This window comes from Nonomuraea sp. B5E05, assembly GCF_039880665.1.
In the GTDB taxonomy this organism is placed as follows: domain Bacteria; phylum Actinomycetota; class Actinomycetes; order Streptosporangiales; family Streptosporangiaceae; genus Nonomuraea.
In genome coordinates, this window is sequence record NZ_JBDPMJ010000018.1 from 18,953 (window position 1) to 40,846 (window position 21,894).

At 70.8% G+C, this 21,894-nt stretch carries 26 protein-coding genes and 1 tRNA gene; 18 read left to right on the top strand and 9 right to left on the bottom strand.

Annotated features, from left to right (window positions below):
• Positions 1 to 141 precede the first annotated feature (141 nt).
• Complete coding sequence (locus ABGB01_RS29300; RefSeq protein WP_347776760.1) at positions 142 to 1,497, bottom strand: serine hydrolase domain-containing protein; 1,356 nt, start codon at positions 1,495 to 1,497, stop codon at positions 142 to 144.
• 100 nt (positions 1,498 to 1,597) lie between these two features.
• Here ABGB01_RS29300 and ABGB01_RS29305 point away from each other — a divergent pair, with 100 nt between their 5' ends.
• Positions 1,598 to 2,149 carry a helix-turn-helix domain-containing protein gene (locus tag ABGB01_RS29305; protein WP_347776761.1) on the top strand — a complete coding sequence of 184 codons (552 nt, stop codon included), beginning with the start codon at positions 1,598 to 1,600 and terminating at the stop codon, positions 2,147 to 2,149.
• Here ABGB01_RS29305 and ABGB01_RS29310 read toward each other — a convergent pair.
• The gene (locus ABGB01_RS29310) at positions 2,136 to 2,939 is read right to left on the bottom strand and encodes an aminotransferase class IV family protein (RefSeq protein ID WP_347776762.1); all 804 of its coding nucleotides are present in this window, start codon (positions 2,937 to 2,939) and stop codon (positions 2,136 to 2,138) included. The two genes, ABGB01_RS29305 and ABGB01_RS29310, sit on opposite strands and share 14 nt — an antisense overlap.
• Before the next feature lie 84 nt (positions 2,940 to 3,023).
• On the opposite strand from ABGB01_RS29310, the gene ABGB01_RS29315 reads away from it, so the two are divergent.
• Positions 3,024 to 3,368 (top strand): MerR family transcriptional regulator, encoded by a 345-nt coding sequence (locus tag ABGB01_RS29315; protein WP_347776763.1) that lies wholly within the window; start codon positions 3,024 to 3,026, stop codon positions 3,366 to 3,368.
• A 4-nt stretch (positions 3,369 to 3,372) separates the two neighbouring features.
• On the opposite strand, the gene ABGB01_RS29320 is transcribed toward ABGB01_RS29315, so the two are convergent.
• Positions 3,373 to 4,176 carry a methyltransferase domain-containing protein gene (locus ABGB01_RS29320; RefSeq protein ID WP_347776764.1) on the bottom strand — a complete coding sequence of 268 codons (804 nt, stop codon included), beginning with the start codon at positions 4,174 to 4,176 and terminating at the stop codon, positions 3,373 to 3,375.
• Between the two features lie 75 nt (positions 4,177 to 4,251).
• Between ABGB01_RS29320 and ABGB01_RS29325 the strand changes: the two genes are divergently transcribed.
• Positions 4,252 to 4,851, top strand: coding sequence for a TetR/AcrR family transcriptional regulator (locus ABGB01_RS29325; protein WP_347776765.1), 600 nt, complete (start codon positions 4,252 to 4,254; stop codon positions 4,849 to 4,851).
• Between the two features lie 16 nt (positions 4,852 to 4,867).
• On the opposite strand, the gene ABGB01_RS29330 is transcribed toward ABGB01_RS29325, so the two are convergent.
• Both ABGB01_RS29330 and ABGB01_RS29335 read right to left on the bottom strand, forming a co-directional pair.
• Complete coding sequence (locus ABGB01_RS29330; protein ID WP_347776766.1) at positions 4,868 to 5,413, bottom strand: dihydrofolate reductase family protein; 546 nt, start codon at positions 5,411 to 5,413, stop codon at positions 4,868 to 4,870.
• Between the two features lie 78 nt (positions 5,414 to 5,491).
• Positions 5,492 to 6,193 carry a helix-turn-helix domain-containing protein gene (locus ABGB01_RS29335; RefSeq protein WP_347776767.1) on the bottom strand — a complete coding sequence of 234 codons (702 nt, stop codon included), beginning with the start codon at positions 6,191 to 6,193 and terminating at the stop codon, positions 5,492 to 5,494.
• A gap of 139 nt (positions 6,194 to 6,332) precedes the next feature.
• Here ABGB01_RS29335 and ABGB01_RS29340 point away from each other — a divergent pair, with 139 nt between their 5' ends.
• The gene (locus ABGB01_RS29340; RefSeq protein ID WP_347776768.1) at positions 6,333 to 6,833 is read left to right on the top strand and encodes a MarR family transcriptional regulator; all 501 of its coding nucleotides are present in this window, start codon (positions 6,333 to 6,335) and stop codon (positions 6,831 to 6,833) included.
• A 13-nt stretch (positions 6,834 to 6,846) separates the two neighbouring features.
• Here ABGB01_RS29340 and ABGB01_RS29345 read toward each other — a convergent pair whose 3' ends face one another.
• The gene (locus ABGB01_RS29345) at positions 6,847 to 7,230 is read right to left on the bottom strand and encodes a hypothetical protein (RefSeq protein WP_347776769.1); all 384 of its coding nucleotides are present in this window, start codon (positions 7,228 to 7,230) and stop codon (positions 6,847 to 6,849) included.
• 147 nt (positions 7,231 to 7,377) lie between these two features.
• On the opposite strand from ABGB01_RS29345, the gene ABGB01_RS29350 reads away from it, so the two are divergent.
• Positions 7,378 to 8,061 (top strand): flavin reductase family protein, encoded by a 684-nt coding sequence (locus tag ABGB01_RS29350; RefSeq protein WP_347776770.1) that lies wholly within the window; start codon positions 7,378 to 7,380, stop codon positions 8,059 to 8,061.
• Here ABGB01_RS29350 and ABGB01_RS29355 read toward each other — a convergent pair.
• From ABGB01_RS29355 to ABGB01_RS29365, 3 genes are read right to left on the bottom strand one after another with little or no spacing between them, the layout of a single operon-like run.
• On the bottom strand, positions 8,023 to 8,532 hold the full coding sequence (locus ABGB01_RS29355) for an NUDIX domain-containing protein (protein WP_347776771.1): 510 nt from the start codon (positions 8,530 to 8,532) through the stop codon (positions 8,023 to 8,025). The two genes, ABGB01_RS29350 and ABGB01_RS29355, sit on opposite strands and share 39 nt — an antisense overlap.
• Before the next feature lie 19 nt (positions 8,533 to 8,551).
• Positions 8,552 to 9,295 (bottom strand): ABC transporter permease, encoded by a 744-nt coding sequence (locus tag ABGB01_RS29360; RefSeq protein WP_347776772.1) that lies wholly within the window; start codon positions 9,293 to 9,295, stop codon positions 8,552 to 8,554.
• Positions 9,276 to 10,217: an ATP-binding cassette domain-containing protein gene (locus tag ABGB01_RS29365; protein WP_347776773.1), complete on the bottom strand. Its 942-nt coding sequence runs from the start codon at positions 10,215 to 10,217 to the stop codon at positions 9,276 to 9,278. Before ABGB01_RS29365 ends, ABGB01_RS29360 begins: the two co-directional genes overlap by 20 nt.
• A gap of 259 nt (positions 10,218 to 10,476) precedes the next feature.
• Between ABGB01_RS29365 and ABGB01_RS29370 the strand changes: the two genes are divergently transcribed.
• The 13 genes from ABGB01_RS29370 to ABGB01_RS29430 all read left to right on the top strand — a co-directional run bounded on the left by ABGB01_RS29370 (position 10,477) and on the right by ABGB01_RS29430 (position 21,735).
• Positions 10,477 to 11,028: an AAA family ATPase gene (locus ABGB01_RS29370; RefSeq protein ID WP_347776774.1), complete on the top strand. Its 552-nt coding sequence runs from the start codon at positions 10,477 to 10,479 to the stop codon at positions 11,026 to 11,028.
• Positions 11,025 to 12,029 carry a lysozyme gene (locus ABGB01_RS29375; RefSeq protein WP_347776775.1) on the top strand — a complete coding sequence of 335 codons (1,005 nt, stop codon included), beginning with the start codon at positions 11,025 to 11,027 and terminating at the stop codon, positions 12,027 to 12,029. Before ABGB01_RS29370 ends, ABGB01_RS29375 begins: the two co-directional genes overlap by 4 nt.
• Positions 12,030 to 12,071: 42 nt before the next feature.
• Entirely contained in the window at positions 12,072 to 12,614 is a 543-nt protein-coding gene (locus tag ABGB01_RS29380) for an NlpC/P60 family protein (RefSeq protein WP_347776776.1), read from the top strand.
• Between the two features lie 50 nt (positions 12,615 to 12,664).
• Positions 12,665 to 12,895, top strand: a complete 231-nt coding sequence (locus ABGB01_RS29385) for a transposase (protein ID WP_347776777.1) — start codon at positions 12,665 to 12,667, stop codon at positions 12,893 to 12,895.
• Between the two features lie 39 nt (positions 12,896 to 12,934).
• Positions 12,935 to 13,007, top strand: a tRNA-Thr gene (locus ABGB01_RS29390).
• Between the two features lie 186 nt (positions 13,008 to 13,193).
• Positions 13,194 to 14,327 (top strand): alcohol dehydrogenase catalytic domain-containing protein, encoded by a 1,134-nt coding sequence (locus tag ABGB01_RS29395; RefSeq protein ID WP_347776778.1) that lies wholly within the window; start codon positions 13,194 to 13,196, stop codon positions 14,325 to 14,327.
• A gap of 41 nt (positions 14,328 to 14,368) precedes the next feature.
• Positions 14,369 to 15,730, top strand: coding sequence for a sugar ABC transporter substrate-binding protein (locus ABGB01_RS29400; RefSeq protein ID WP_347776779.1), 1,362 nt, complete (start codon positions 14,369 to 14,371; stop codon positions 15,728 to 15,730).
• Complete coding sequence (locus ABGB01_RS29405) at positions 15,727 to 16,617, top strand: sugar ABC transporter permease (protein WP_347776780.1); 891 nt, start codon at positions 15,727 to 15,729, stop codon at positions 16,615 to 16,617. Before ABGB01_RS29400 ends, ABGB01_RS29405 begins: the two co-directional genes overlap by 4 nt.
• Positions 16,611 to 17,441 (top strand): carbohydrate ABC transporter permease, encoded by an 831-nt coding sequence (locus ABGB01_RS29410; protein WP_347776781.1) that lies wholly within the window; start codon positions 16,611 to 16,613, stop codon positions 17,439 to 17,441. Before ABGB01_RS29405 ends, ABGB01_RS29410 begins: the two co-directional genes overlap by 7 nt.
• A 7-nt stretch (positions 17,442 to 17,448) precedes the next feature.
• Entirely contained in the window at positions 17,449 to 18,609 is a 1,161-nt protein-coding gene (locus tag ABGB01_RS29415; RefSeq protein WP_347776782.1) for a mandelate racemase/muconate lactonizing enzyme family protein, read from the top strand.
• A gap of 12 nt (positions 18,610 to 18,621) precedes the next feature.
• On the top strand, positions 18,622 to 19,293 hold the full coding sequence (locus ABGB01_RS29420; RefSeq protein WP_347776783.1) for a GntR family transcriptional regulator: 672 nt from the start codon (positions 18,622 to 18,624) through the stop codon (positions 19,291 to 19,293).
• Positions 19,280 to 20,710 carry an NAD-dependent succinate-semialdehyde dehydrogenase gene (locus ABGB01_RS29425; protein WP_347776784.1) on the top strand — a complete coding sequence of 477 codons (1,431 nt, stop codon included), beginning with the start codon at positions 19,280 to 19,282 and terminating at the stop codon, positions 20,708 to 20,710. Before ABGB01_RS29420 ends, ABGB01_RS29425 begins: the two co-directional genes overlap by 14 nt.
• Positions 20,711 to 20,721: 11 nt before the next feature.
• Positions 20,722 to 21,735, top strand: a complete 1,014-nt coding sequence (locus tag ABGB01_RS29430) for a DUF2804 domain-containing protein (protein ID WP_347776785.1) — start codon at positions 20,722 to 20,724, stop codon at positions 21,733 to 21,735.
• Positions 21,736 to 21,894: the final 159 nt, after the last annotated feature.

A 21,894-nucleotide genomic window follows, 5' to 3' on the forward strand; every position in this document is an offset into this window, starting at 1 on the left:
TCGAGGCTGTACGCGTTCTGCACGCAGGCGATGCCCGCCGGGAGCGCCCGGCGCAGCCCGTCGAGGGTCACGCTGCCCAGGCCGATCGCTCCTGTCCGCGCCCGTGCCCGGCGCAACCGCGAGCGCCTCATCGCCGTCGCGTCAGGAGATGCGCAACATCGCGCGGCTGTTGTGCAGGATCCGGAAGCGCCCGTCGGCTCCCGGGTCGAGGAAGACGACCTCCCGGCGCTCCCCGTCGTCCTGCCCGACCTCGACGAAGCGGGAGCCGTCGAGCGCGGCCAGCGTCGCGACCGGGTTCGTGACCAGGGATTCGACGTAGCTGGAGCGCGGGATCGTGGTCATCGTCAACACGTTCCGCTCGTCATGGCCGATCCTGATGGTGGCCAGCCCCATGTCGAAGTCGCCGACGTACGGGCGGGGGTCGATGGGCGTCCCGGCCTCCGGAGGGCTCGCCGGCGCGGGGGCGCGTACGCCGGCGAGCTCGTTCAGCAGCGGATGGCCGAGGTCGGCGTGGAGCTCGTCAGCGGCTCCGCCGTTGGTGAGCAGGGCCACGGCCACGTCCGCTCCGGGGACCATGCGCAGGTAGGCCTTCTGCCCGATCGTCGCCCCTGAGTGGCCGGTGACCGTGCCGCCGTCCCAGTCGTGCACCTCCATGCCCAGCCCGTACGAGCGGGGGAAGGCGGACAGCGGCGGCGGCGTCACCTGCGGCGTGCTCATGGCCTCGGCGGCGGCGCGCGAGAGCAGGCGCGTGCCGTCGGGGGCGAGCCCGTGGTTCAGGTGCAGGCGCCCGAACTCCAGCAGGTCCGTGGCGCTCATGGCCAGCCCGCCGGCCGGGTCGAGCGCGCGCGGGAGCGACCAGACGGGAGCGGGGCCCGTCTCGACGTGGCCGATGGCGGCGCGGTGCATGAGCGCCTGCTCCGGCAGGGTGACGACGGTTCCCAGCCCCAGCGGCCCGGCCAGCCGGCGCTGCGTCAACTCGCCCCAGGCGCCCTCCCGCAGCACCTCGACCAGGCGGCCGAGGACGACGAAACCGGCGTTGTTGTACGAGAAGAGCGCGCCGGGCTCGGTCACCTTGGGCGCGCCCGACAGGTTGGCGACGAGGGCGGCCACGGCGTCCTCGTTCCTGCCGTAGTCGGTGAGGTCCTCTCCCGGGAATCCCGCTGTGTGCGTCAGCAGGTGGCGAGGGGTGACGGCCGCGGCGGCGTCCTCGTCGGCGAGCGCGAACTCCGGGAGGTGGTCGCGGATCGGCCGGTCGAGGTCCAGCCGCCCCTCGTCCACGAGCTGCATGACGAGCGTGGCCGTCCACGTCTTGGTGACGGATCCGATCTGGAAGACGGAGTCCGGGGTGGCCTCGACGCCGGTGCGGGTGTTGAGCACTCCCGTGGCCGCCTCGACGACGGCCCCGCCGTGCAGGACCGCGAGTGCGGCGCCCGGCACGCGATGCCGGCCGGCCAGCGTGGCGAGGCGCTCGCGCAGGTCTGATGCGGTGATGGTCATGGCGATTCTCCCAGGTCGATTGATCTCATATTTAAGACCATAGCCAAAAATGGAGTCAATGGAGCGCTACGATTTCCGCGAGGACGATCGGAGGATGCCCGTGAGCGATGTCGGTGTGCTGCACCCGGTCCGGATCCGGGTGGCGCAGATCCTGGCCCTCGGCCCCCGCACCGGGACACAACTGCGCCAGGCGTTGCCGGACGTCCCGTACAGCAGCCTCTACCGGCACATCCGGTGGCTGGTGGACGCGGGCGTCATCCGCGTCGTCGGCGAGCGGAAGGTGCGCGGAGCGGTCGAGCACACGTACGAGCTGGACGAGCGCGCCGTCCAGGGCGCGGTGCCCGATCCCGCGAGGTTGTCGACCGGCGACCACGAGCGGGCGGTGACCGCCTTCGTCACGGGCCTGATGGCGCAGGCGCACGCCTATCTGGAGGGCGACCCGGACGATCCGGTCGCACAAGGGCTGACCTACACGTCCGTCCACGTGTGGGTGGACGACGACGAGCTGGCCCGGCTCCGCGCGCGCCTGCGCGACCTGATCGACCCCCTCGCGCACGCCACCCCCGGGCCAGGGCGGCGGCAGATCACCCTCGGCGTCGTCGCGATCCCGCAGCCGGGCGGCGCCGAGCCCGCCGACCCTACGGCGCGGTGAGCGGTTCGGCCTCGTACGCCTCGTGCAGCACCTCCACGAAGGACGGCGCCTCGGGCAGGGACACGGGGCCGATCCGGTGCACGGCGAGCCCCGGCGTCCACGAGTTCATCACCACGGCGCCCGCCAGCGCCGGCAGGCCGGCGAGCGTGACCTCCTCGACGCGCTGGGGCACGCCGAGGCGGTCCAGCTGCCTGCGGACGATGCCCATCGTGGTCCCGGCCAGCATCTCGGCCTCGGGCCACACCACCGCCGAGCCGTCCCAGAAGGCCACGTTCCAGATCGAGCCCTCGCTGAGCCGCCCCCGGCGGTCGACGAAGGCGGCGTCGTCGAAGCCCTGGCCGACGGCCTGGCGCAGGTAATAGGTCTTGGCGGCCTCTCCGACCTGCTTCACGGCCGGCAGGAAGCGTTCGTGCTCGATCGCCGCCAGGGCGAGCGGGCCCAGCGGGCCGGTCGAGGCGGGCCCGGTGCGTACGAGCAGCTCCGGCTCCACCTCGGGGCCCGCCACGGTGAACTCGCCCGCCGGGGAGTAGACCGTGGCGCTCAGCGAGAGGTCGGCCGGCCCTGCCTGGAGCGCCGCCCGCAGGCCGGCGCGCACCCGGTCGTCGGGCAGGGCCCGGCCGAACAACTCCAGCGAGGCGGAGCGCAGCCGGTCCAGGTGGAGGTCGAGGCCCCGCACCTGGCCGCCGCGCACCTGCATGGCGGTGAAGTGGGCGTAGCCGGCGAAGGCGAGCGGCGCCAGATCGCCGGCACTCGCCGTGTGGCCGTCGCGTTGGACAACGAAGAAGGACATACGTCGCTCCAGCATGCTCATCAGGTGGAATGTCCGTTACCACGGCGACGTTAAGGCCTGACATCGATGGAAAGGTCAAACCGCATGCTGATCGGTGAGTTGTCCCGGCGCACCGGGGTCAGCGCCCGCCTGCTGCGCTACTACGAGGCGCAGGGTCTGCTCGACACCAGCCGCGGCCCCAACGGCTACCGCCAGTTCGACGAGGACGCGGTGGTCACGGTGCGGCAGGTGCGCGCCTTGTTGAGGGCCGGCCTGTCCACCGAGGTGATCCGGTCGGTGTTGCCGTGCGCGCGGGGCGAGCGCCCGGACATCGAGTGGTGCGCCGAGTTGTGGGACATCCTGAACGGCGAGCTGGCGACGATGGACCAGCGTATGGACGAGCTCCAGAGCAGCCGTGACGCTCTCGCCGGGCTCCTGACGCGGCCCTGAGCCGTCAGGCGGTTCGTGCCGCGGTGACCACCACGGCGGTGTAGCTCATCGTGAAGGCGCCGCCCGCCGCGTCGATCGCGGCGCCGATGGCCGACAGCAGCTCGTCCATTCTGGCGGGCGGGAGCCGGTTGCCGCCTCCGTGCGTGGGCACCTGGTCCAGCCACGCGTCCCGGGTGTAGGTGTGCTCCCAGTCGACGTGCCACTGCTCCGGGTCGCCGAACGCGCCGGCCTCGCGCATCCCGTCCGCGGCCACGGCGCACATCGCGGCGTACGCCTCCTTGACCGGCTTCGTGTGGTCATAGCCCGGCATCTCGGGCAGCACCTGGCGGTAGGCCGCGGCGAAGGCTTCGTTCAGGCCGGGCGGAGGCTGGAACGCGTTCCAGAACAGGGCCAGCCGTCCTCCGGGCCGCAGCACCTCCGCCGCCTTGGCCGCGCCGGCGACCGGGTCCACCCAGTGCCAGGTCTGCCCGGCGATGACCGTGTCGAAGGTCCGGCCCGCGGCGTCCCAGGCCTCGAACGTCGACACCTCGCATGCGACTCCGGTGCGCCGGGCCAGGGCGGCCATGCGCTCGTCGGGCTCGACGCCGAGCACGGCGCAGCCGGCGGCCTGGAACTGGCGGGCGGCGATGCCGGTGCCGCAGCCGACGTCGAGCAGGTCGGGCCCGGGGCCGGCGGCGACGATGCGCTCCACCAGGGCGTCAGGGTAGCGGGGGCGGGTGCGGTCGTAGCGTTCGGCGTCCGTGCCGAACGACTCGGCGACCTGCCGGAGGCGATGGGGCTGGTTACTTTCCCGCGGGATAGTGGGCATGCGCCCACAATAGTGGGCGTGTGCCCACTCGTCTAGCCTGGGGGTGCCCGGCGACGGTTCGAGGAGGGACGCGCGGTGCCGACAGGGGTGGCCATGCGCGACGTGCGCGAGCAGCTGTTCAACGCCGCGGAGCGCATCCTGCTCCGGGCCGGGCCGAGCGGGCTGACCAGCCGGGCGCTCACCACCGAGGCCGGCTGCGCCAAGGGCGTGCTGCACCGGCACTTCGCCGACTTCGACGCCTTCCTCGCCGAGCTCATCCTCGACCGCGTCGGCCGCATCGACGCCCAGGCGGTCGCCCTGCGCGACTCCGCCGGCACCGGCACCGTCGCCGGCAACCTCACCGGAGCGCTGACCGGCGTGTTCGAGTCGGTCGCCGTGGCGATCGTCGGCCTCATCACCTTCAGGGACGAGCTGCGAGCCCGCCTGCGCCGGACCCTGCCCACCGGGATCCCGCTCCTGGCCGAGGCCACCACCATGATCGCCTCCTACCTCGCAGAAGAGCGCGAGATGGGCCGCATCGCCGCGGACGCCGACGTCGACACGCTGGCGCTCGCTCTCATCGGGTCCGCCCACCTGCTGTACGCCGGCCAGGAAGGTGCCCCGCCGGAGGCCGGAGCCGTCGAGAGTGTCGTGACCACGGTCATGGCCGACGTCGTGCAGCGACGGCTGCTCTGACCCGCGCGACAGGTGCTCAGCCGGCGTCGGGAACGTACGTCAGGTTGAGCACGCCGGTCTGGAAGGTCTCCGACTTGACCAGCTTCAGCGGGTGGGTCGGGGTGTCCTCGAACAACCGCTGGCCGTGGCCCACGGCGATCGGGTGGACGAGCAGGTGGAGCTCGTCGAGCAGCCCGTTGGCCAGCAGCCACCGCACGGTCGTCGCGGAGCCGGACATCCCGATGTCGCCGCCGCTGATCTCCTGCTTGATCTCGCGGAGCCTGGCCGCGACGTCACCGGAGACGATGGTGGTGTTGTCCCAGTCGGCCTTCTCCAGGGTGCTGGACACGACGAACTTGCGGGCGGTGTTCATCGACGCGGCCACTTCCGGGTCGGCGTCCGTCGTCGTCCAGTACGTGGACCACTCGTCGTACAGTTTGCGGCCCATCAGCATCGCCGCGGTCTGCATGCCGGCCTCGACCACGGCGCCCATCTCGTCGTTCCAGTAGGGGAAGTGCCACTGGTCCGGCGACTCGACCACGCCGTCCACGGAGATGAAGAAGCTAGAAATGATCTTAGCCATGGTTCGGTCCCCTAGTCGTCGGAGGTGTTCACGGGGTGGCGCGTATGCGCCGATATGAAGGTTAGGCGGGAGGGGCGCTCACGTCTTGTACAGAAGCGACAGCGGCTCATCCGGCTTCTGAGCGCTCAACTGCGTGGCGGTCCGCCCGACATAGCGGGTCAGTGACCGCGCCAGGTGCGGCTGGTCGAAATAGCCGAGCCGGTGGATCACGTCGCCGACCGGCGTGCCCTCCTGGATCAGGACCGCCGCCTGCCTGGCGCGCGAGATCCGCTGGGCGGCGCCGCGCGTGAGGCCGGTCGCCGCCATGAAACGCCGCTGGACGGTGCGTTCTGACACGTCCGGCGCGGCGCCGCGCAGCACCGTGGCGACGACGGGGTCGCAGTCCACCACCCCCTCGCGCGCCATCCGCCGGACGAACGCCTCGGCGTCGTCATAGCCGGGAAGGCACCAGGTGGAGCCCTTCAGCCAGAACGACCTGCGCGTCGCGCCGGGGATCTCAACGGCGCCGTTGACGAGCCGGCCGCTGGGCAGATGGGGCATGGACGTGCCGAGCGAGAACGTGATCCCGAAGAACGTCGCGTCCTCGGGCACGGGGGCGGCGCTCGCCGCCGTCTCGGGCCCTCGTACGGCCACGCTGACCTGACCGCGGTGTTCCCAGAGCACCAGCTCGCAATGGGCGGTCGCGACCGACGTCATCCGGGCGATGTCATGGCTCCTGCTGCGCCACACCCGCTCGATGTACGGCGAATCGGATGGTCGGCTCTCGACGTGCAATCCCATCCTGGTCGTCCCCCTTCGCCGCGTATGGCACCCCTGAGCAGGCAGTCTGGCACGATTCCGGCCGGGCGTGTAGGGCGCGGGACACCCGGATCACCCCATGAAATAACAGTCCTTATATAAGAACTGTTATAGTTGTCTCATGGCTGACCCCAACACCCCGGATCCCACCCTTGAGAGCCTCTGGCGGCCGCTGCGGGTCCTGCAGGCGTCGATGGACGCCGACATCGCCCGGCTCTACTCCGAGAGGCGCATCGACGGGCTCAAACCGAGCTTCGTGATGGAGCTGCTCCGGCTCAACGCCCTCGGGCCGATGACCATCACCGAACTCGCCGAGTCGGTCGGGCGGACGCACTCGGCGCTGAGCCAGAAGGTGGCCGCCATGCGGGAGGCAGGCTGGGTCGAGACCGTGCCGGGTGACGACGCGCGCAGCAAGAAGGTGACGCTCACCGACCACGCCCGCGGCGTCGTCGGCCGCCTGGCGGCGGAGTGGCGGGCCACCGAGGCCGCCGTCGCCGAGATCGAGGCCGAGATCCCCTATCCGCTCACCCGGGTCGTCGCCGACATCGAGCAGGCCCTGACCCGCAAGAGTTTCCACGACCGCATCGCCGAGAAACTGGCGCACGACCCCGCGTGGGAGTGACGGGCGTGCCTGGTCAGGCCTGGGGGCCGCGGGGCAGGCCGGCGGTGTACGCCGCCCAGTCCGCCGGGTGCGCCATCCCCTTGCGCACGGGCACCTTCCGGGCCCTGCCCGCCTCGTCGACGACGATGCGGTTGCCCTCCAGGCGCGGGCTCCCGCCCGCAGGGATGGGGAATCTGCGTTCGGCCGGCCCGATCGGCGCGGCGAGAACGATGGCCTGCGGCTCGACCCGGAAATACGGCCGCCGCAAGTAGACGACGCCGAGTCCGGCGACGATCAGCCCGACGACGATCGTCGGGCTGAACGCTCCGAGCAGGAAGAGCCAGAGTTGTAAGAGGACCAGGACGGAGCCCAGGATCAGGAACGTCCAGCCCAGCAGCGGGTTGTAGCGGATCTTCATGGGGGTGGTCCTTCGCCGACGGATGCGTGCCGGCTCACGATCCTTGCCGCCGGCGGTCCAGGGGGCAAGCGGGCCGAGCAGGGGCTCCGACAAGACGTCCGAAGGCCGCCAGCGCCCGGCCCTCATCTGCCGCGAAAGTAGAGCGCCATGAGCACTGTCGCCGGCACCCACACCGTCATCGAGCCGAACATCCTCTACTTCGGCACCCCCGTGGTCCTCATCTCCTCCATGAACGAGGACGGCACCCCCAACCTGGCGCCCATGTCGTCGGCGTTCTGGCTGGGCTGGCGGGCGGTGCTGGGGCTCGGGGCGCGGGCCAAAACGGCACAGAACATGCTCAAGACCGGCGAATGCGTGCTCAACCTCCCGTCCGACGCGCTCGCGCCGGCCGTCGACCGGCTGGCGCTGACCACCGGGTCCGACCCCGTGCCCGAGCGCAAGCACGTGCGCGGCTACCGGCACGTGGCGGACAAGTTCGGCCGGGCGGGGCTGAACGCCGTCCCGTCCGAGACGGTGGCGCCGCCCCGGGTGGGCGAGTGCCCGGTCGCCATGGAGGCCGTCGTCGAACGCCACCACCCCGTGGGGGACGAGGGCGGGATCCTGGCGTTCGAGGTGCGGGTGCAGCGGGTCTGGGTGCACGAGGAGATCCGCATGGCGGGCACGGACGACCGCATCGACCCCGACGCCTGGCGCCCGCTGATCATGAGCTTCCAGAAGTTGTACGGGCTCGGCCCGCAGGTGCATCCGTCCACGCTCGCGCGTATCCCCGAGCGGCTCTACCGCAGCGCCGACCTAGAGCGGGCCCGCGCCGTCCACCAGGGCCAGCCATGAGCGGCCGGCGCAGACCCGGTTGATCTCCTCGAACGCCAGCCAGCCGGCGCCGGTGGCCTCCGACCCGGCGGGCGGCCGGGTCGGAGAGCCCAGCTCGGGGAGCGAGGCCCGGAACATCACCATGTACGTCAGCGGCGGATAGCGGTAACCGTCGGGCGCCGGGGCGAGCAGTTCGATGCGCTGCCAGGCGAAGGCGGACAGCGCGGACGAGGGCAGGCGCAGGCCGGTCTCCTCGTACAACTCGCGGACCACGGCGTCCGCCGCCGTCTCCCCGGGTTCCAGGTGGCCGCCGGGGATGTCCCAGCCCCGCCCGTCCACGCGCGTCATGAGAGTGCGGCCCGCCCGGTCCGACACGAACGCGAACGCGCACGTGGTCTGCTCCAGCGGCGGGAGGGTCGCGGTGCGCATCAGGTCCATGCGGTGCGCCACGGGGACATAGGGGACCGTGCCGGTCAGGAGCAAATCCGTCATGTCTCCATCGTGCCCGCGATCAAATGCCCCGGCGCATGGCCCGGTTGCCGAGGTAGAGCCCGGCCGCGGCCACCGCGCAGGCGGCGGCGGTGCCGTACAGGATGGAGGGGCTCGCGAGGTGGCCGGCGAAGAGGGCGCGCTGGGCGTCGACGATGTACGTGACCGGGTTGGCGTACCCGATGGCCCGCAGCCAGGCGGGGCCGGTGTCCAGCGGGAGGAGCACGCCCGAGCACAGGAGCAGCGGGAAGAGGATCGACTGGCTGACGATGTAGAACAGGGTTCCGCCTGGCGCCGACTTGATGGCGAGGACGAACGAGAGGGAGCCCAGCCCGACCCCGAAGATCACGAGCAGCACCAGGCCGGCCAGCACGCCCGCCGGATGGAGCTCGAAGCCGAGGGGCAGCGCCAGCGCGATGATCAGCACGGCCTGGGCCAGCAGGACGATCATCTCCTTCATGGTCCTGCCGACGAGGATCGCGGTGCGGTTGAGCGGTGTCACCATCAGGCGCTCCATGGAGCCGCCGATCAGCTCGACCAGCAGCGTGTAACCGGCGCCCATCGGGCCGGTCAGGCACATCATGACCAGGATCCCCGGCACGAACCACTGCCAGGACGAGCCGACCGCCCCGTCCAGCAGCGACCCGAACAGGAACAGGAACAACAGCGGCTGCCCCATCTCGAAGAGGAGCCCGACGGGCTCGCGCAGGGCCGGCCTGGCCTCGCGCGAGAAGACGGTGGCGGTGTCACGCAGGAATGTCGTCATCGGTGAGGCTTCTCCCGGTAAGAGCGAGGAACACGTCGTCAAGGGTGGGGCGGGCGGTCTCGGCGGTGGTGACCTTGATGCCGGAGCCGTCCAGGGTGCGGAGATAGTCGGGCAGCGCGGCGGCGGCGTTGGGCACCTGGAGGCGCACGGTGGTGCCGGTCGCGGTCCCGTTGCCGATGCGGGCGGCCGTCGCGGCCTCCTGCTCGGTGCTGGTGGTGATGGTGATGTGGTCGCCGGCGAGGTCGTTCTTGAGCTGTTCGGCGGTGCCGTCCGCGATGATCTTCCCGCCGTCGATGATCACCACGCGTTCGGCCATGGTGTCGGCCTCCTCCAGGTAGTGCGTGGTGAGGAAGAGCGTCGTGCCGAACGTCTCCCGAAGCCGGAGGATGTGCTGCCAGATGTCGGCGCGGCTGTTCGGGTCGAGGCCGGTCGAGGGCTCGTCCAGGAAGAGCAGGTCGGGGCGGTGGATGAGGCCGAGGGCGATGTCCAGGCGACGGCGCTGGCCGCCGGAGAGGGTGCCGGGCTTGCGCCTGGCCAGCGGCTGGAGGTCGAGCAGGTCCAGCAGTTCGTCGGCGCGGGCGGCCGCGTCGCGGATGCTCAGGCCGTAGCAGCGGCCCTGGGTGATGAGCTCGTCGCGGACGAAGAAGTTCTCGCCCGCGCTGTTCTTCTGGCCGACGTAGCCGATGCGGGCGCGGACGGCGGCCGGGTGTCTGCTTACGTCGTGGCCCGCCACCCTGGCGGTGCCCGAGGTGGGCGGCAGCAGCGTGGTGAGCATGCGCAGGGTCGTGGACTTGCCTGCGCCGTTGGGGCCGAGGAACGCCACGAGCCGGCCGGCCTCCACGTCGAGGTCGATGCCGCGAACGGCGGTGACGGTCTCCTTCCTGACGGTGAACTCTCGGGTCAGGCCCCGGGCGTGGATCATGGTCGGTCTCCTCTGGGCATGGCGAAGAAACCCCTGGTCGGGGCGGGAAATCCGGAATGGGACAAGTTTGTGCAGGGGAAACCGGGTTTGGCAAACGCGAATGTGACGTTCACAAACCGTTGTGACCTGCGGAAACGACGTCTTCGACGTTCGCTTCTACGGGGGCGATTTCGGGGCTCTGAGGTGCGGGTTTCCGGATGACGGAGAAGTTTTTTCCGGATGAGGGCCCGGGGCGGTGGTTCTGGCAGCATGTCGGGTCATGCGCAGACTTGCCGTGCTGGTGAACGGGCTGCCGGGAGCGGGGAAGAGCACGCTGGCCCGGGCGCTCGGCCGCGAACTCGGGCTGCCCGTGTTCTCCAAGGACGATCTCAAGGAGACGCTGGCCGACGTCCTCGCCAGGCCCGACGGCGTGGAGGCGCGGGAGTGGAGCAGGCGCCTCGGGATGGCCGCGGGCGAGAGCATGTGGACGTTGCTCGCCGGCTCCCCGCCGGGCGCGGTGCTGGAGAGCCCGTGGCTCGCGCCGCTGCGTCCCGTGGTGCTGGCCGGGCTCGACCGCGCGGGCGTCCCGCCCGCGGGGGTGCGCGAGGTCTGGTGCGAGGTGCCGCCCCACGTCGCGAGAAGCCGGTACGAGCGCCGGGTGCGGCACACGATCCACCATGACGCCGAGGTCGATGACGAGCGCTGGCGGCAGTGGACGGCGGCGGCGCGGCCGCTCGCGCTGGGGCCGGTCATTTCAGTTGATACGTCGAAGAACGTGGATATTGCCGGACTTGCACATTTGTGTATGGCTCCGGAAGGATCTCCGGCGTGAAACGTCTGTGGTTATCAGCGGTCGTTCTGGCGACGGGTATGACGGGAGTCGCCGAGGCCGCCGACGGCGTTCCCGGGGTCGACGTCAGCAACTGGACCGGTGACATCGACTGGGAGAGCGTGGCCTCCGGGGGCGGGAAGTTCGCGTTCGTGCAGGCCACCGAGGGGGCCGACTACCGCAACCCGCGTTTCGGCACGCAGTTCGGCGGCGCGGCGGAGGCAGGGCTCTTCCGCGGTGCTTATCACTTTGCGCAACCGCACGAATCCGACGGGACAACTCAAGCCGACTATTTCCTTCAAAATGGCGGCGCTTGGATCGGCGACGGCCAAACCCTGCCCGGGGTCCTCGATGTGGAGGACAATCCGTACAAAGACAAGAACGGCAAGAACTCCTGCTACGGCCTGTCGACGAAGGACATGGTCGGCTGGATCAAGGACTTCACCGTCCGCTACCGCAGGGCGACCGGGCGGCACGTGATCATCTACACCACGACGAGCTGGTGGCGCACCTGCACGGGGAACTCGGCCGCCTTCACGTCCAATCCCCTCTGGCTGGCCCGCTGGGGCAGCGAGCCCGGTGCGCTGCCGAAGAGCTGGAAGAGGCACACGTTCTGGCAGTCGGCGGACAAGGGCACGCTGGCCGGCGGCCAGAACGCGTTCAACGGCAGCGAGTCCCAGCTCAAGGCGCTGGCCAACCCGCCCGCCGAGGTGATGGTCTCGGGCGAGGCCCGGAGCCGGACGTCGTACAGGGTCGTCGTGACGAACACGGGTCCGCATCCCGTCAAGGACATCAAGGTGTCGGGGCGCGCGTTCGGCGGGCAGCGGGTGGTCGAGGCGCCGGCGTGCAAGTTCAGCGGGACGGCGGTGTCGTGCCGGATCGAGGAGTTGCCGCGGGCGAAGAAGGTGACGTTCGTGTTCACCACCAAGCCCAGGAAGTCGAAGGGCACGGTCGGCATGAACGTGACCGTCGGTTCAGTGAAACTCACCCTGAAAGCGCGATAAGGCAGGATAAATCCCAAGTCCCGGTGTTGAAGGGGGTTTGGGATGAAGCGGCGGCTGGTTGTGGCGGCGGCGCTGATCCTGCTCACCGCCACGGCCTCGGTGCCGCTCGACCTGTCCCTGCCGCCCAGGATCGTCCAGCTCGCCTACGAGATCGAGCGGTACGGCATCGCGTACTCGTGGGGTGGCGGCCACGCCGAGGAGCCCGGCCCGTCGAAGGGCACCTGCAGGGGTTACCGGGGCAGGATCAAGCCCTGCCCGGCGGCCAGAACGCGCGGCCTCGACTGCTCGGGGCTGGCCAGATGGGTGTACGCGCTGGCGCACGGCAGAGACGTGCTGGGGCCGGGCAACACCGACGCGCACGTACGGAAGATGCGCCGGGTGAAGTCCCCGAAGCCGGGAGACTTAGCGTTCTTCGGAAAGATCACCAAAAAGACCGTCAAAACCCATCATGTCGGCATCTACCTGGGCAATGGAACGATGATGAACGCGCCCGAGACCGGGGCGATCGTGCGCGTCGACGACATCGCCGAGAAGAAGGACTTCGCCGGCTTCTACCGCTACCGCCCGCCGCGTACGGCCCGGTGACGCGTGTGGCGGCCGGAAATTGAGATACCCGGTGGCTAATGTGTGCGGCTATGGACAGGCGATGGGTCGGCCTCGACGGCTACGAGATCCTGCCGGCCATGAGGGCCGGTCGGCAGGTGTTGCGCGTGCGCAGGCACGGGTGCCTGATCGCCGACTGCACCTCGGTCGCGCAGGTGGCCATGCTCGTCGATCTGGCCGACCTGTGCGAGGTCGTCGCGCTGCCCGCTCGGCGCCGCGCGGAGGTCCCCGCGGAGGCCGGAACAAGTTCGCATCAGGGCTGAGCGCCGTGTATGGTTACACCTGTCCGCAGCGCCGGACAGGCCCCTATAGCTCAGTCGGCAGAGCGTCTCCATGGTAAGGAGAAGGTCAACGGTTCGATTCCGTTTGGGGGCTCGCCATCCGAACAGACGCCCGGTCCGCACCCGCGGAGCCGGGCGTTTCTCGTTGCCCTGACCCCGGCGGCGGCCCGTCATGCCGGCCGATGAGCCGCTGAGAAACATTGCCGCAACCCCTTGACCGTCAAATTCGGACAAACTACCTTCAACTGCATTCTATAGAATCCAGAATGCGGAGGCGGGGATGAGCGGGACGGCGCGCGCGGCGATCGTCATGAGCGCCTCCGGCGCCGTGGAGGTCCGCGAATACGCCCTGCCCGAGCCCGGCCCCGGCGAGTTCCTGCTGGAGGTCGAGCTGTGCGGCATGTGCGGCACCGACGCGCACATCTACCGCGGCCGCCTGGCCAGCATCCGGTTCCCCGCCCTGCTCGGCCACGAGATCGTCGGGCGCTTGGCCGCGCTCGGCGAGGGCGTCACGACCGACCACGCGGGCGAAGCGGTGCGCGTCGGCGACCGCGTCGGCGTCTTCCCGTCCCTGAGCTGCGGCCGGTGCTACGAGTGCACCGTGCGGCGGCGACCGGGCAGCTGCCCCGAACGCCGCCCCTCGTACGGCTTCGCCTCGCCCGCCGACCGCCCGCCGTACCTCACCGGCGGCTTCGCCAGCCACCTGCACGCCTCCAACGCCGGCACCGTCTTCTACCGGACCGACCTGCCCCCGCAGACGGCCGTGCTCCAGGAGCCCCTGTCGGTGGCGCTGCACGGCGTGGAACGCGCCGGCGTCAGGATCGGCTCGGCCGTGGTCGTCCAGGGCGTCGGCGCGATCGGGCTGATGGCGGTGGTGGCGGCCCGGGCGGCCGGCGCGGCGCGCGTCGTGGCGGTCGGCGGGCCGCCGGCCCGGCTGGCGCTGGCCAGGGCGCTCGGCGCGGACGAGGTGGTCGGCCTCGGCCGCGCGGACGATCCGGCCGCACGCAGGCGCGCGGTCCTGGACGCGCTCGGCACGGGCCGCCCGGCCGACGCCGTGATCGGCACGGCCGGCTCGCCCGAGTCGTTCGTCGAGGCCGTCGGGCTGGTGGGCGACGGTGGCGTGCTGGCGGAGCTGGGCAACTTCACCGACCGCGGCGCCGTCCCCTTCAACCCCTACAGCGACCTGCTGAAGCGGGACCTCACGATCGCCGGCGTCTACGGCGCCGGCCCCGACATGCAGCGCCGCTATCACAGCGCGCTCGCCCTCCTGGAGCGCGCGGGCCCGCCCTTCGACCAGCTCGTCAGCCACCGCCTCCCACTGGCCAAGGCCAGGCAGGCCCTGGAGGCGCTCGGCGGCGGCTACTCCCTCGACGGCAGGGACATCGTGAAGCTCGCGATCGATCCCGCCGCCTGAAATTTCATCCCCGGAACGAACACCCCCGAAGGAGCTGGCACATGCCAAGGAACATCCGGCTGGCCGCGACGGCTTCCGCGCTCGCACTGGCGCTCGCCGCCTGCGGCTCCCCCGCCGAGGAGATCCCGGCCGACGGAGGCGGCCTCGGCAGCGCGGGTGCCCCCGTGTCGATCCGCGTCATCGCCAACGACGCGTTCGCCAAACAGTGGCAGGACCAGCTCGTGCCCGAGTTCAACAAGAAATATCCGAACATCAAGGTCACCGTCGACGGCGTCCCGTACAACGACCAGCTCGCCAAGACGATGCTGGAGCTCACCGGCACGGAGGCCACCTACGACGCGGTGCTGGCTGACGACCCCTGGCTGCCGCAGCTCGCCAAGACCGGGGCGCTCTACGACCTCAAGGGCCCGGAGCTGGCCAAGTGGAACGTTCCTGACTATGACTGGGCGGATTTCAACCCCACGCCGCTGGCGGCCGGGCAGTGGGAGCACAAGCAGTACGCCGTGCCTGTCCGGTCGAACCTGCTGCTCATGTTCTACAACAAGACCCTCTACAAGAAGGCCGGGGTCGAGGAGCCGAGCGCCGAGACGACCTGGGACCAGTATTTCGCGGACGCCGAGAAGCTGGTGCAGGACACCGACGGCGACGGCAAGACCGACGCGTGGGCGGTGGGCACGTACTTCACCAAGGACCCGCTGACCCCCACCATCTGGCAGACCGTGCTCAACTCCGGCGGCGGCCGGCTGCTCGACGACAAGATGCGGGTCGCCTTCAACGACGAGACCGGCGTCAAGGCCCTCCAGACGCAGGTGGACCTGCTCAAGTACGCGCCGCCCGGCGCGAGCACCTACCAGTTCAACGAGCCGCTGGAGGCGTTCAGGCAGGGCAAGACGGCCACCATGTTCATGTGGGGCAGCGTCTTCAAGGGCACCGCCGTCGACAAGGACACCACCACGCTCTCGCCCGACGAGGTCGGCATCACGACGATGCCCGCGGGCACGACGGGCGCGGGCGCCCACCGCGGCATCTGGACGGCGGGCATCTCCAAGAAGTCCAAGCACCCGGCCGCCGCCTGGACCTGGCTGCAGTGGGTCACGTCCAAGGAGGGCGAGAAGTTCACCGCCAAGGCCTTCGGCACGTTCCCCGCGCGTAACTCCACGCTCGACGGCACCCCGCCCGCCGCGTGGGCGAAGCCGGTGTACGAAGCGCTCAAGTCGGGCTACGAGGTCGTCAGCAAGGGCCAGATGTGGCGTCCGCGCCTGCCTGAGTCGGACGCTGTGCAGCAGATCCTGGCGCTGCAGACCAGCCGCGCGATGTCCGGCCAGGCCACCTCCCAGCAGGCCGTCCAGCAGGCCGCCCAGGAGATCACCGAGCTGCTGAAGTCCAAGGGCTACGGGCAGTGATCGCCAGACGGGTGCGGCTGGGAGAGCCGGGCACCGCCTGGTTCTTCCTGGCCCCGGCCCTGGTGTTGCTGGCCGGCATGCTCCTCTACCCGATCTTCTACACGATCTGGGTCAGCCTGTCGGACTTCGACCTGGCCACGTTCCAGCCGACCGGCTGGGTGGGCTGGCGCAACTACGCGACCGTGCTGAACGACCCCGGTTTCCTGGAGTCGCTCAAGGTCACCGCCGTCTACCTGGTGATCGCGCTGCCGCTGCAGATGGTGCTCGGATTCGCCATCGCGTTCCTGCTCAACGTCGAGTGGCGGGGGCGGGGCGCGCTGCGCGCGTTGTTCCTGGTCCCCATGGTCGTCGCGCCCGTCGTGGCGGGCGGCGTGTGGCGCATGCTGCTCGACCCGCTCTGGGGCGTGGTCAACTACGTGCTCGGGCTCGTGGGCATCGGCCCGGTCGAGTGGATCGGGGACCCGACGCTCGCCATGGCCAGCGTGATCATCATCGACACGTGGCGGTGGACGCCGTTCGTCGTGCTCATCGCCGCGGCCGGCATCATGGCGCTGCCCGGCGACGTGTACGAGGCCGCTCGGTCCGACGGCGCCGGCCGCTGGCAGACGCTGCGCCACATCACGTTGCCGCTGCTCGTGCCGGTGATGGCCGCCGCGTTCATCGTGCGCTGGCTGGGCGCGGTGAAGATGTTCGACATCGCGCTGGCCGCCACCAGGGGCGGCCCCGGCAACGCCACGAACGTGCTCAACCTCTACATCTACGAGAAGGGCTTCAGGAGCCTGGAGTTCGGCACGGCCTCCTCGATGGCGACGATCGTGCTGGTGCTGACCCTGCTCCTGACCATGGTCCTGTTCCGCGTCAGCCACCGCCTGGAGAACCGATGGTGAGGTCAACAGCGGGACGCTACGCCGCGATCGCCGGGGCCGTCCTGGTGACGCTGCTCTTCCTGCTCCCCGTCGTCTACATGGTCAGCATCTCGTTCAAGCTGCCGAAGGACATCTTCACCGTCCCGCCGCGCTGGCTGAGCGAGCTGACCCTCGACAACTACGTCAGCTATTTCGAGCAGGCCCGCATCCTGCCCCGCATGATCAACACGGTGATCGTGGCGGCCGGCGCGTCGGCCATCTCGATGGTGGCCGGGTCGATGGCCGCGTACGCGCTGTCGCGCATGAGGATGCGCGGAGCGGGCGTGGTCGGCGGGCTGATCCTGGCCTCCCGCGCGGTGCCGCCCATCGCCCTGGTCGTGCCGTTGTTCCTGGTGGCCAGGAAGCTCGGGCTGACCGACCAGTACATCACCGTGATCCTGGCCTACGTCACCTTCCTGGTGCCGTACGTGGTGTGGCTGATGCGGGCCTTCTTCCGCAGCCTGCCCGCGGAACTGGAGGAGGCGGCGATGATCGACGGCTGCACCCGGTTCGGCGCCTTCTTGCGGATCATCGTGCCCACCAGCCTGACCGGGCTGATCTCCACGTTGATCTTCTGCATCATCCTGGCCTGGGAGGAACTGCTGTTCGCGCTGATCCTCACCAACGACAGGGCCGTCACCATCCCGGTCGCGATCGCGGGCATCGCCGCCGACACCGAGAAGGGCGGGCTGTGGGGGCCGCTGGCGGCGGTGGGCGTGCTCACCGTGCTGCCCGTGGTCGTCTTCGCGCTGGCCGTGCAGAAATACCTGATCAAGGGTCTCGCCGACGGCGCGACCAAGGGGTGAAGGGCAGATGAGGATCACAGACGTGCGGGGGCGGGTCATCGAGATGCCCTACCCGAGGCCGTTCGTCCCGTCGTGGGCCCCTGAGGGTGCGCACCGCGCCATGTCGGCGGTCGTCGTCGAGGTCGAGACCGACGAGGGCGTGGTGGGCGTGGCGGGCGGCGACATGGGCCACGGCACCGGGCCGATGATGCTGGAGGCCATCCGCGGCTGGATCAGGCCGCAACTCCTCGGCCTCGACCCGTTCGCGACCACCCACGTGGCCAACCGGCTGAGGTACGTCGCCGAATACGTCTTCCCCCGGCCCTGGGTGGTCGGCGTGGCCGTGTGGGACGCCGTGGGCAAGGCCTGCGGGCAGCCGCTGTACAAGTTGTGGGGCGGGCACTCGGGGGCGGTGCGCGCCTACGCGAGCTTCGGCGAGGTCCGCAGCCCGCAGCAGCGGGTGGAGGACAGCCTGCGCGTGGTCGAGGAGGGCTTCCAGGGGATCAAACTGCGGGTGCACGCCGCCACCGTCGCCGAGGACGTGGCGCAGGTCGCGGCCGTTCGCGAGGCGGTCGGCCCTGATGTGGCCATCATGGTGGACGCCAACCAGGCGGCCTCCCGCTGGCGGTACGCGCCGGACGGCAGCCGTCTGGTGTGGGACTACGAACGCGCGCTCACGACGGCCAGGGAGCTGGCCGCGCTGGACGTGGCCTGGCTGGAGGAGCCGCTGCCCCGGCACGACTACCGGGCGCTGTGCGAGCTGACCGCCGCCTCGCCGATTCCCATCGCGGGCTGCGAGCACAACCGGGGCATCGGCCAGCTCGTACGCATGCTGGAGGACGGCTGTTTCGACATCTTCCAGCCGGACGCCAACGAGAGCGAGGAGATCGGCGCCCTGCGGGACTTCGGCGCGATGGCGGCGGCCAGGCAGCGGCGGGTGATCCCGCACGCGTGGGCCACGGGGCTGGGCGTGGCCGGCAACCTGCAGCTCTGCGCGTCGCTGCCGAACTGCGACTGGCTGGAGTACCCCTACGATCCGCCGGTGATCGTCCCGGAGGTCTTCCACACGATGCTGACCAAGCCGCTGCTGCCCGACTCCTCCGGTCTGGTAGGCGTTCCGGATGGTCCTGGACTCGGTGTAGAGCTGGACTACGCGGCGATCGAGCCGCTCACCGTCCAGCAGGTCTGAAGGGCTGTCGACATGGCCGAACCGCGTTCCCGTTTCCGTACCAAGGCCGATCTGGCGGCGGAGCACATCAAGCATCTGATCATGACCGGCGAGGCGGCTCCGGGAACGAAGATCATCACCCGGGTGGTGGCGGAGGCCGTCGGCATCAGCGAGACGCCGGTGCGCGAGGCCATCAAACAGCTCTGCTCGGAAGAGTGGCTGGTGGAGCGGCCGCACGTGGGCGCGGTGGTGGCGGCGTTCACCGTGGAGAACGTACGCGAGCTCTACAGCGTGCGGGCAGCGCTGACGGCGCTCGCGCTGGAACTGAGCGGCGAGCGGCTGACCGGCGCGCGGCTGGCGGAGGTCGACGAGGTGCTCGCCCGCGGCGAGGTGGCCGCCCGTGAGGGCGACGTGGCCGCGTTCGCCACGCTCAACCGGCGGTTCCACTCGCTGCTGTGCGACACCGAGCACAGCAGGCTGACCCACCGCATGTTGCAGGGGCTCTGGGCGAGGACGGAGACCGCCCAGCGCGGCTTCCGGCTGGTGCCCTGGCGGCTGCCCCGCTCACACGCCGAGCACGTCGCCATCAGGGACGCCCTGGTGGCCGGCGACATCGCGCTGGCCAGCAAGTTACAGCACGCACACGAGAAGGCCGCCATGCAAGCACTGATCGACGGGATGCGGGAGACAGATGGAGACGGCTGACACGAGGCGAGGCGCGCTGATCGGCGGCTCATGGCACGCGGCGCCCGACGGGCGGACGTTCACCGTCCACGACCCCGCCACGGGAGCGGCGATCGCCGAGGTCGCCGACTGCGGACCGGAGCTGGCCGGCCGGGCGGTCGACGCCGCGGCCGCCGCGCTGCCGCTCTGGCGTGCCCTGCCCGCCCACGAGCGGGCCGTCCTCATGCGCCGCGCGGCGGACGAGCTGGCCGGGCGCGCCGAGGCGATCGGCGCGACGGTGACCGCCGAGCAGGGCAAGCCGCTCGCCGAGGCCGTCGCCGAGGTACGGTCCGGGGCCGACCACCTGCTCTGGGCCGCGGAGGAGGCCCGCCGCGTCTACGGGCAGACGGTCCCGGGCGCCGCCGAGGGCAACCGCATCTGGCTGATGCCCGAGCCGGTGGGGGTGGTGGCCGGCATCACGCCGTGGAACTTCCCCGTCTCGATGATCACGCGCAAGCTGGGCCCGGCGCTGGCCGCCGGGTGCACGGTGGTGCTCAAGCCCGCCGAGCTGACCCCGCTGTCGGCGATCGCCGCGGCCGAGGCGTTCGCCGCGGCGGGCCTGCCGCCGGGCGTGTTCAACGTCGTGCCGACCTCCGAACCCGCCCGCTTCGCCGAGGCGGTGATGGCCGACCGGCGGGTGCGCAAGGTCTCCTTCACCGGCTCGACCGAGGTCGGCAAGGAGCTCATCAGGCAGAGCGCGGACGACGTCAAACGGATGAGCGTGGAGCTCGGCGGGCACGCGCCCGTGCTCGTCTTCCCCGACGCCGACCCGGTCGCCGCGGCCGCCGCGGTGGCCCGCAGCAAGTTTCTCAACGCCGGGCAGGCGTGCACGTCGCCCAACCGCGTCTTCGTGCACCGCCGCGTGGCCGCGGAGTTCACCGCGGCGCTGGTGGGCCACGCCGAGGCCGTCACCCCCGGCGTCGACATGGGCCCGCTCATCGACGCCGCCGCGCTGGCCAAGGTGACCCGGCACGTCGACGACGCGCTGGCGGGCGGGGCCAGGGCGCTGACCGGCGGGCGGCCGCTCGACCGGCCCGGCACGTTCTACCCGCCCACCGTGCTGGCCGGGGTCACCGACGACATGCTCGTGTGCCGGGAGGAGACGTTCGGCCCGGTCGCTCCGGTGATCGAGTTCGAGGACGTCGAGGGCGTGGTGGCCAGGGCGAACGCGACGCCGTACGGGCTGACCGCCTACGTGTGGACGTCCGACCTGACCAGGACCGTGCGCGTGGCCGAGGAGTTGCGGTTCGGCATGGTCACCGTGAACGGCGGGCCGCTGGCCCCGCCCCAGGCACCGTTCGGCGGGGTCAAGAACAGCGGTTACGGGCGCGAGGGCGGCAGCCTCGGCGTGTCCGACTACCTGGACTACAAGTACCTCAGCGTGGGGCTGGGGCGATGACGGGGAGCACCATGCAGACGAGTCCGCACGCCGTCAGCGAACGGGAGATCACCGCGCGGGTCGACCTGTGCCTGCCTGACGGGCGGCTCAACCCGGCGGCCATCGGCTGGAGCCGGGTCCCGCTGCACCGGGCCAACCTCCGCGGCTGGGGCCGGACCATGCGCTGGGACTACTGGTGCGTGACCAGCCCCGGGCAGGTGTTCGCGTTCAGCGCGAGCAGCCTCGACTACCTGGCGGGCGAGTCGGCCTGGTTCCTGGACCGGCGCACCGGCGAGCAGGTCGCCAGCCGGGGCCTGCTCGTGCCCGCGAGGAAGGTCTCCTTCTCCGAGCGTTGCGGGGAGGGCAGCGTGCGGATCGGCGCCGGGCCGGTGCGCATCAGCGTGGACGAGACGGCCGCGGGGACGCGGCTGCGGCTCAAGTCGGCCGAGATGGAGGCGGACGTCCTGGTGCACCGGGTCCCGGACAGGGAGAGCCTGTCGCTGGTCGTGCCGTGGTCGTCGCGGCGCTTCCAGTACACCGTCAAGGACGTCGGCCGGCCCGCCGAGGGCACCGTACGCGTCAACGGCAGGACGTACACGTTCACGACCGGCGACGCGCTGGCCACCCTCGACCTGGGCCGGGGCCGCTGGCCCTCGGACATCCTCTGGAACTGGGGCGCCGCCGCCGGCCGGCCTGGCGGGCGTGACGTGGCCGTGCAGATCGGCGGCAAGTGGACCGACGGCACCGGCAGCGTGGAGAACGCGCTCATCCTGGACGGCCACGTCCACAAGATCAGCGAGGAGCTGGTCTGGCGGTACGACACCTCCGACTGGCACGCGCCCTGGCGGGTCACAGGCGAGCGGGTGGACCTGGAGTTCGTCCCCGAGCATGTCAGGAAGTCCGACGTGCGCAGGATGGGGTACATGCGCAGCAGGGAGGCGCAGGCGTTCGGCTGCTACCGGGGCACGGTCGTCGCCGACGACGGGGAGATCGTAGACATATCAGACTTGTATGGGTGGGCGGAGGAGGTCTATCGTCGCTGGTGACGCACGAGCCCCCTACGCGACCCCTCTTCCCGGGGCTCCGGATTTCGGTAGCCGAGGTTGCTGAGGCATACTAGAGACCCCGCCCGATGGAGCGAGTTGCTGATGTGCTCGCCACGTCGGGTATTCTCTACGGTGGCCGGTGTTGCTAACCGGCTCAAA

Coding starts and splice junctions, on each gene's coding strand:
- ABGB01_RS29300 (WP_347776760.1), bottom strand. CDS start 1,497: ATGACCATCACCGCATCAGACCTGCGCGAGCGCCTCGCCACGCTGGCC.
- ABGB01_RS29310 (WP_347776762.1), bottom strand. CDS start 2,939: ATGTCCTTCTTCGTTGTCCAACGCGACGGCCACACGGCGAGTGCCGGC.
- ABGB01_RS29315 (WP_347776763.1), top strand. CDS start 3,024: ATGCTGATCGGTGAGTTGTCCCGGCGCACCGGGGTCAGCGCCCGCCTG.
- ABGB01_RS29320 (WP_347776764.1), bottom strand. CDS start 4,176: ATGCCCACTATCCCGCGGGAAAGTAACCAGCCCCATCGCCTCCGGCAG.
- ABGB01_RS29330 (WP_347776766.1), bottom strand. CDS start 5,413: ATGGCTAAGATCATTTCTAGCTTCTTCATCTCCGTGGACGGCGTGGTC.
- ABGB01_RS29335 (WP_347776767.1), bottom strand. CDS start 6,193: ATGGGATTGCACGTCGAGAGCCGACCATCCGATTCGCCGTACATCGAG.
- ABGB01_RS29340 (WP_347776768.1), top strand. CDS start 6,333: ATGGCTGACCCCAACACCCCGGATCCCACCCTTGAGAGCCTCTGGCGG.
- ABGB01_RS29345 (WP_347776769.1), bottom strand. CDS start 7,230: ATGAAGATCCGCTACAACCCGCTGCTGGGCTGGACGTTCCTGATCCTG.
- ABGB01_RS29350 (WP_347776770.1), top strand. CDS start 7,378: ATGAGCACTGTCGCCGGCACCCACACCGTCATCGAGCCGAACATCCTC.
- ABGB01_RS29355 (WP_347776771.1), bottom strand. CDS start 8,532: ATGACGGATTTGCTCCTGACCGGCACGGTCCCCTATGTCCCCGTGGCG.
- ABGB01_RS29360 (WP_347776772.1), bottom strand. CDS start 9,295: ATGACGACATTCCTGCGTGACACCGCCACCGTCTTCTCGCGCGAGGCC.
- ABGB01_RS29365 (WP_347776773.1), bottom strand. CDS start 10,217: ATGATCCACGCCCGGGGCCTGACCCGAGAGTTCACCGTCAGGAAGGAG.
- ABGB01_RS29370 (WP_347776774.1), top strand. CDS start 10,477: ATGCGCAGACTTGCCGTGCTGGTGAACGGGCTGCCGGGAGCGGGGAAG.
- ABGB01_RS29380 (WP_347776776.1), top strand. CDS start 12,072: ATGAAGCGGCGGCTGGTTGTGGCGGCGGCGCTGATCCTGCTCACCGCC.
- ABGB01_RS29385 (WP_347776777.1), top strand. CDS start 12,665: ATGGACAGGCGATGGGTCGGCCTCGACGGCTACGAGATCCTGCCGGCC.
- ABGB01_RS29395 (WP_347776778.1), top strand. CDS start 13,194: ATGAGCGGGACGGCGCGCGCGGCGATCGTCATGAGCGCCTCCGGCGCC.
- ABGB01_RS29400 (WP_347776779.1), top strand. CDS start 14,369: ATGCCAAGGAACATCCGGCTGGCCGCGACGGCTTCCGCGCTCGCACTG.
- ABGB01_RS29410 (WP_347776781.1), top strand. CDS start 16,611: ATGGTGAGGTCAACAGCGGGACGCTACGCCGCGATCGCCGGGGCCGTC.
- ABGB01_RS29415 (WP_347776782.1), top strand. CDS start 17,449: ATGAGGATCACAGACGTGCGGGGGCGGGTCATCGAGATGCCCTACCCG.
- ABGB01_RS29420 (WP_347776783.1), top strand. CDS start 18,622: ATGGCCGAACCGCGTTCCCGTTTCCGTACCAAGGCCGATCTGGCGGCG.
- ABGB01_RS29425 (WP_347776784.1), top strand. CDS start 19,280: ATGGAGACGGCTGACACGAGGCGAGGCGCGCTGATCGGCGGCTCATGG.
- ABGB01_RS29430 (WP_347776785.1), top strand. CDS start 20,722: ATGCAGACGAGTCCGCACGCCGTCAGCGAACGGGAGATCACCGCGCGG.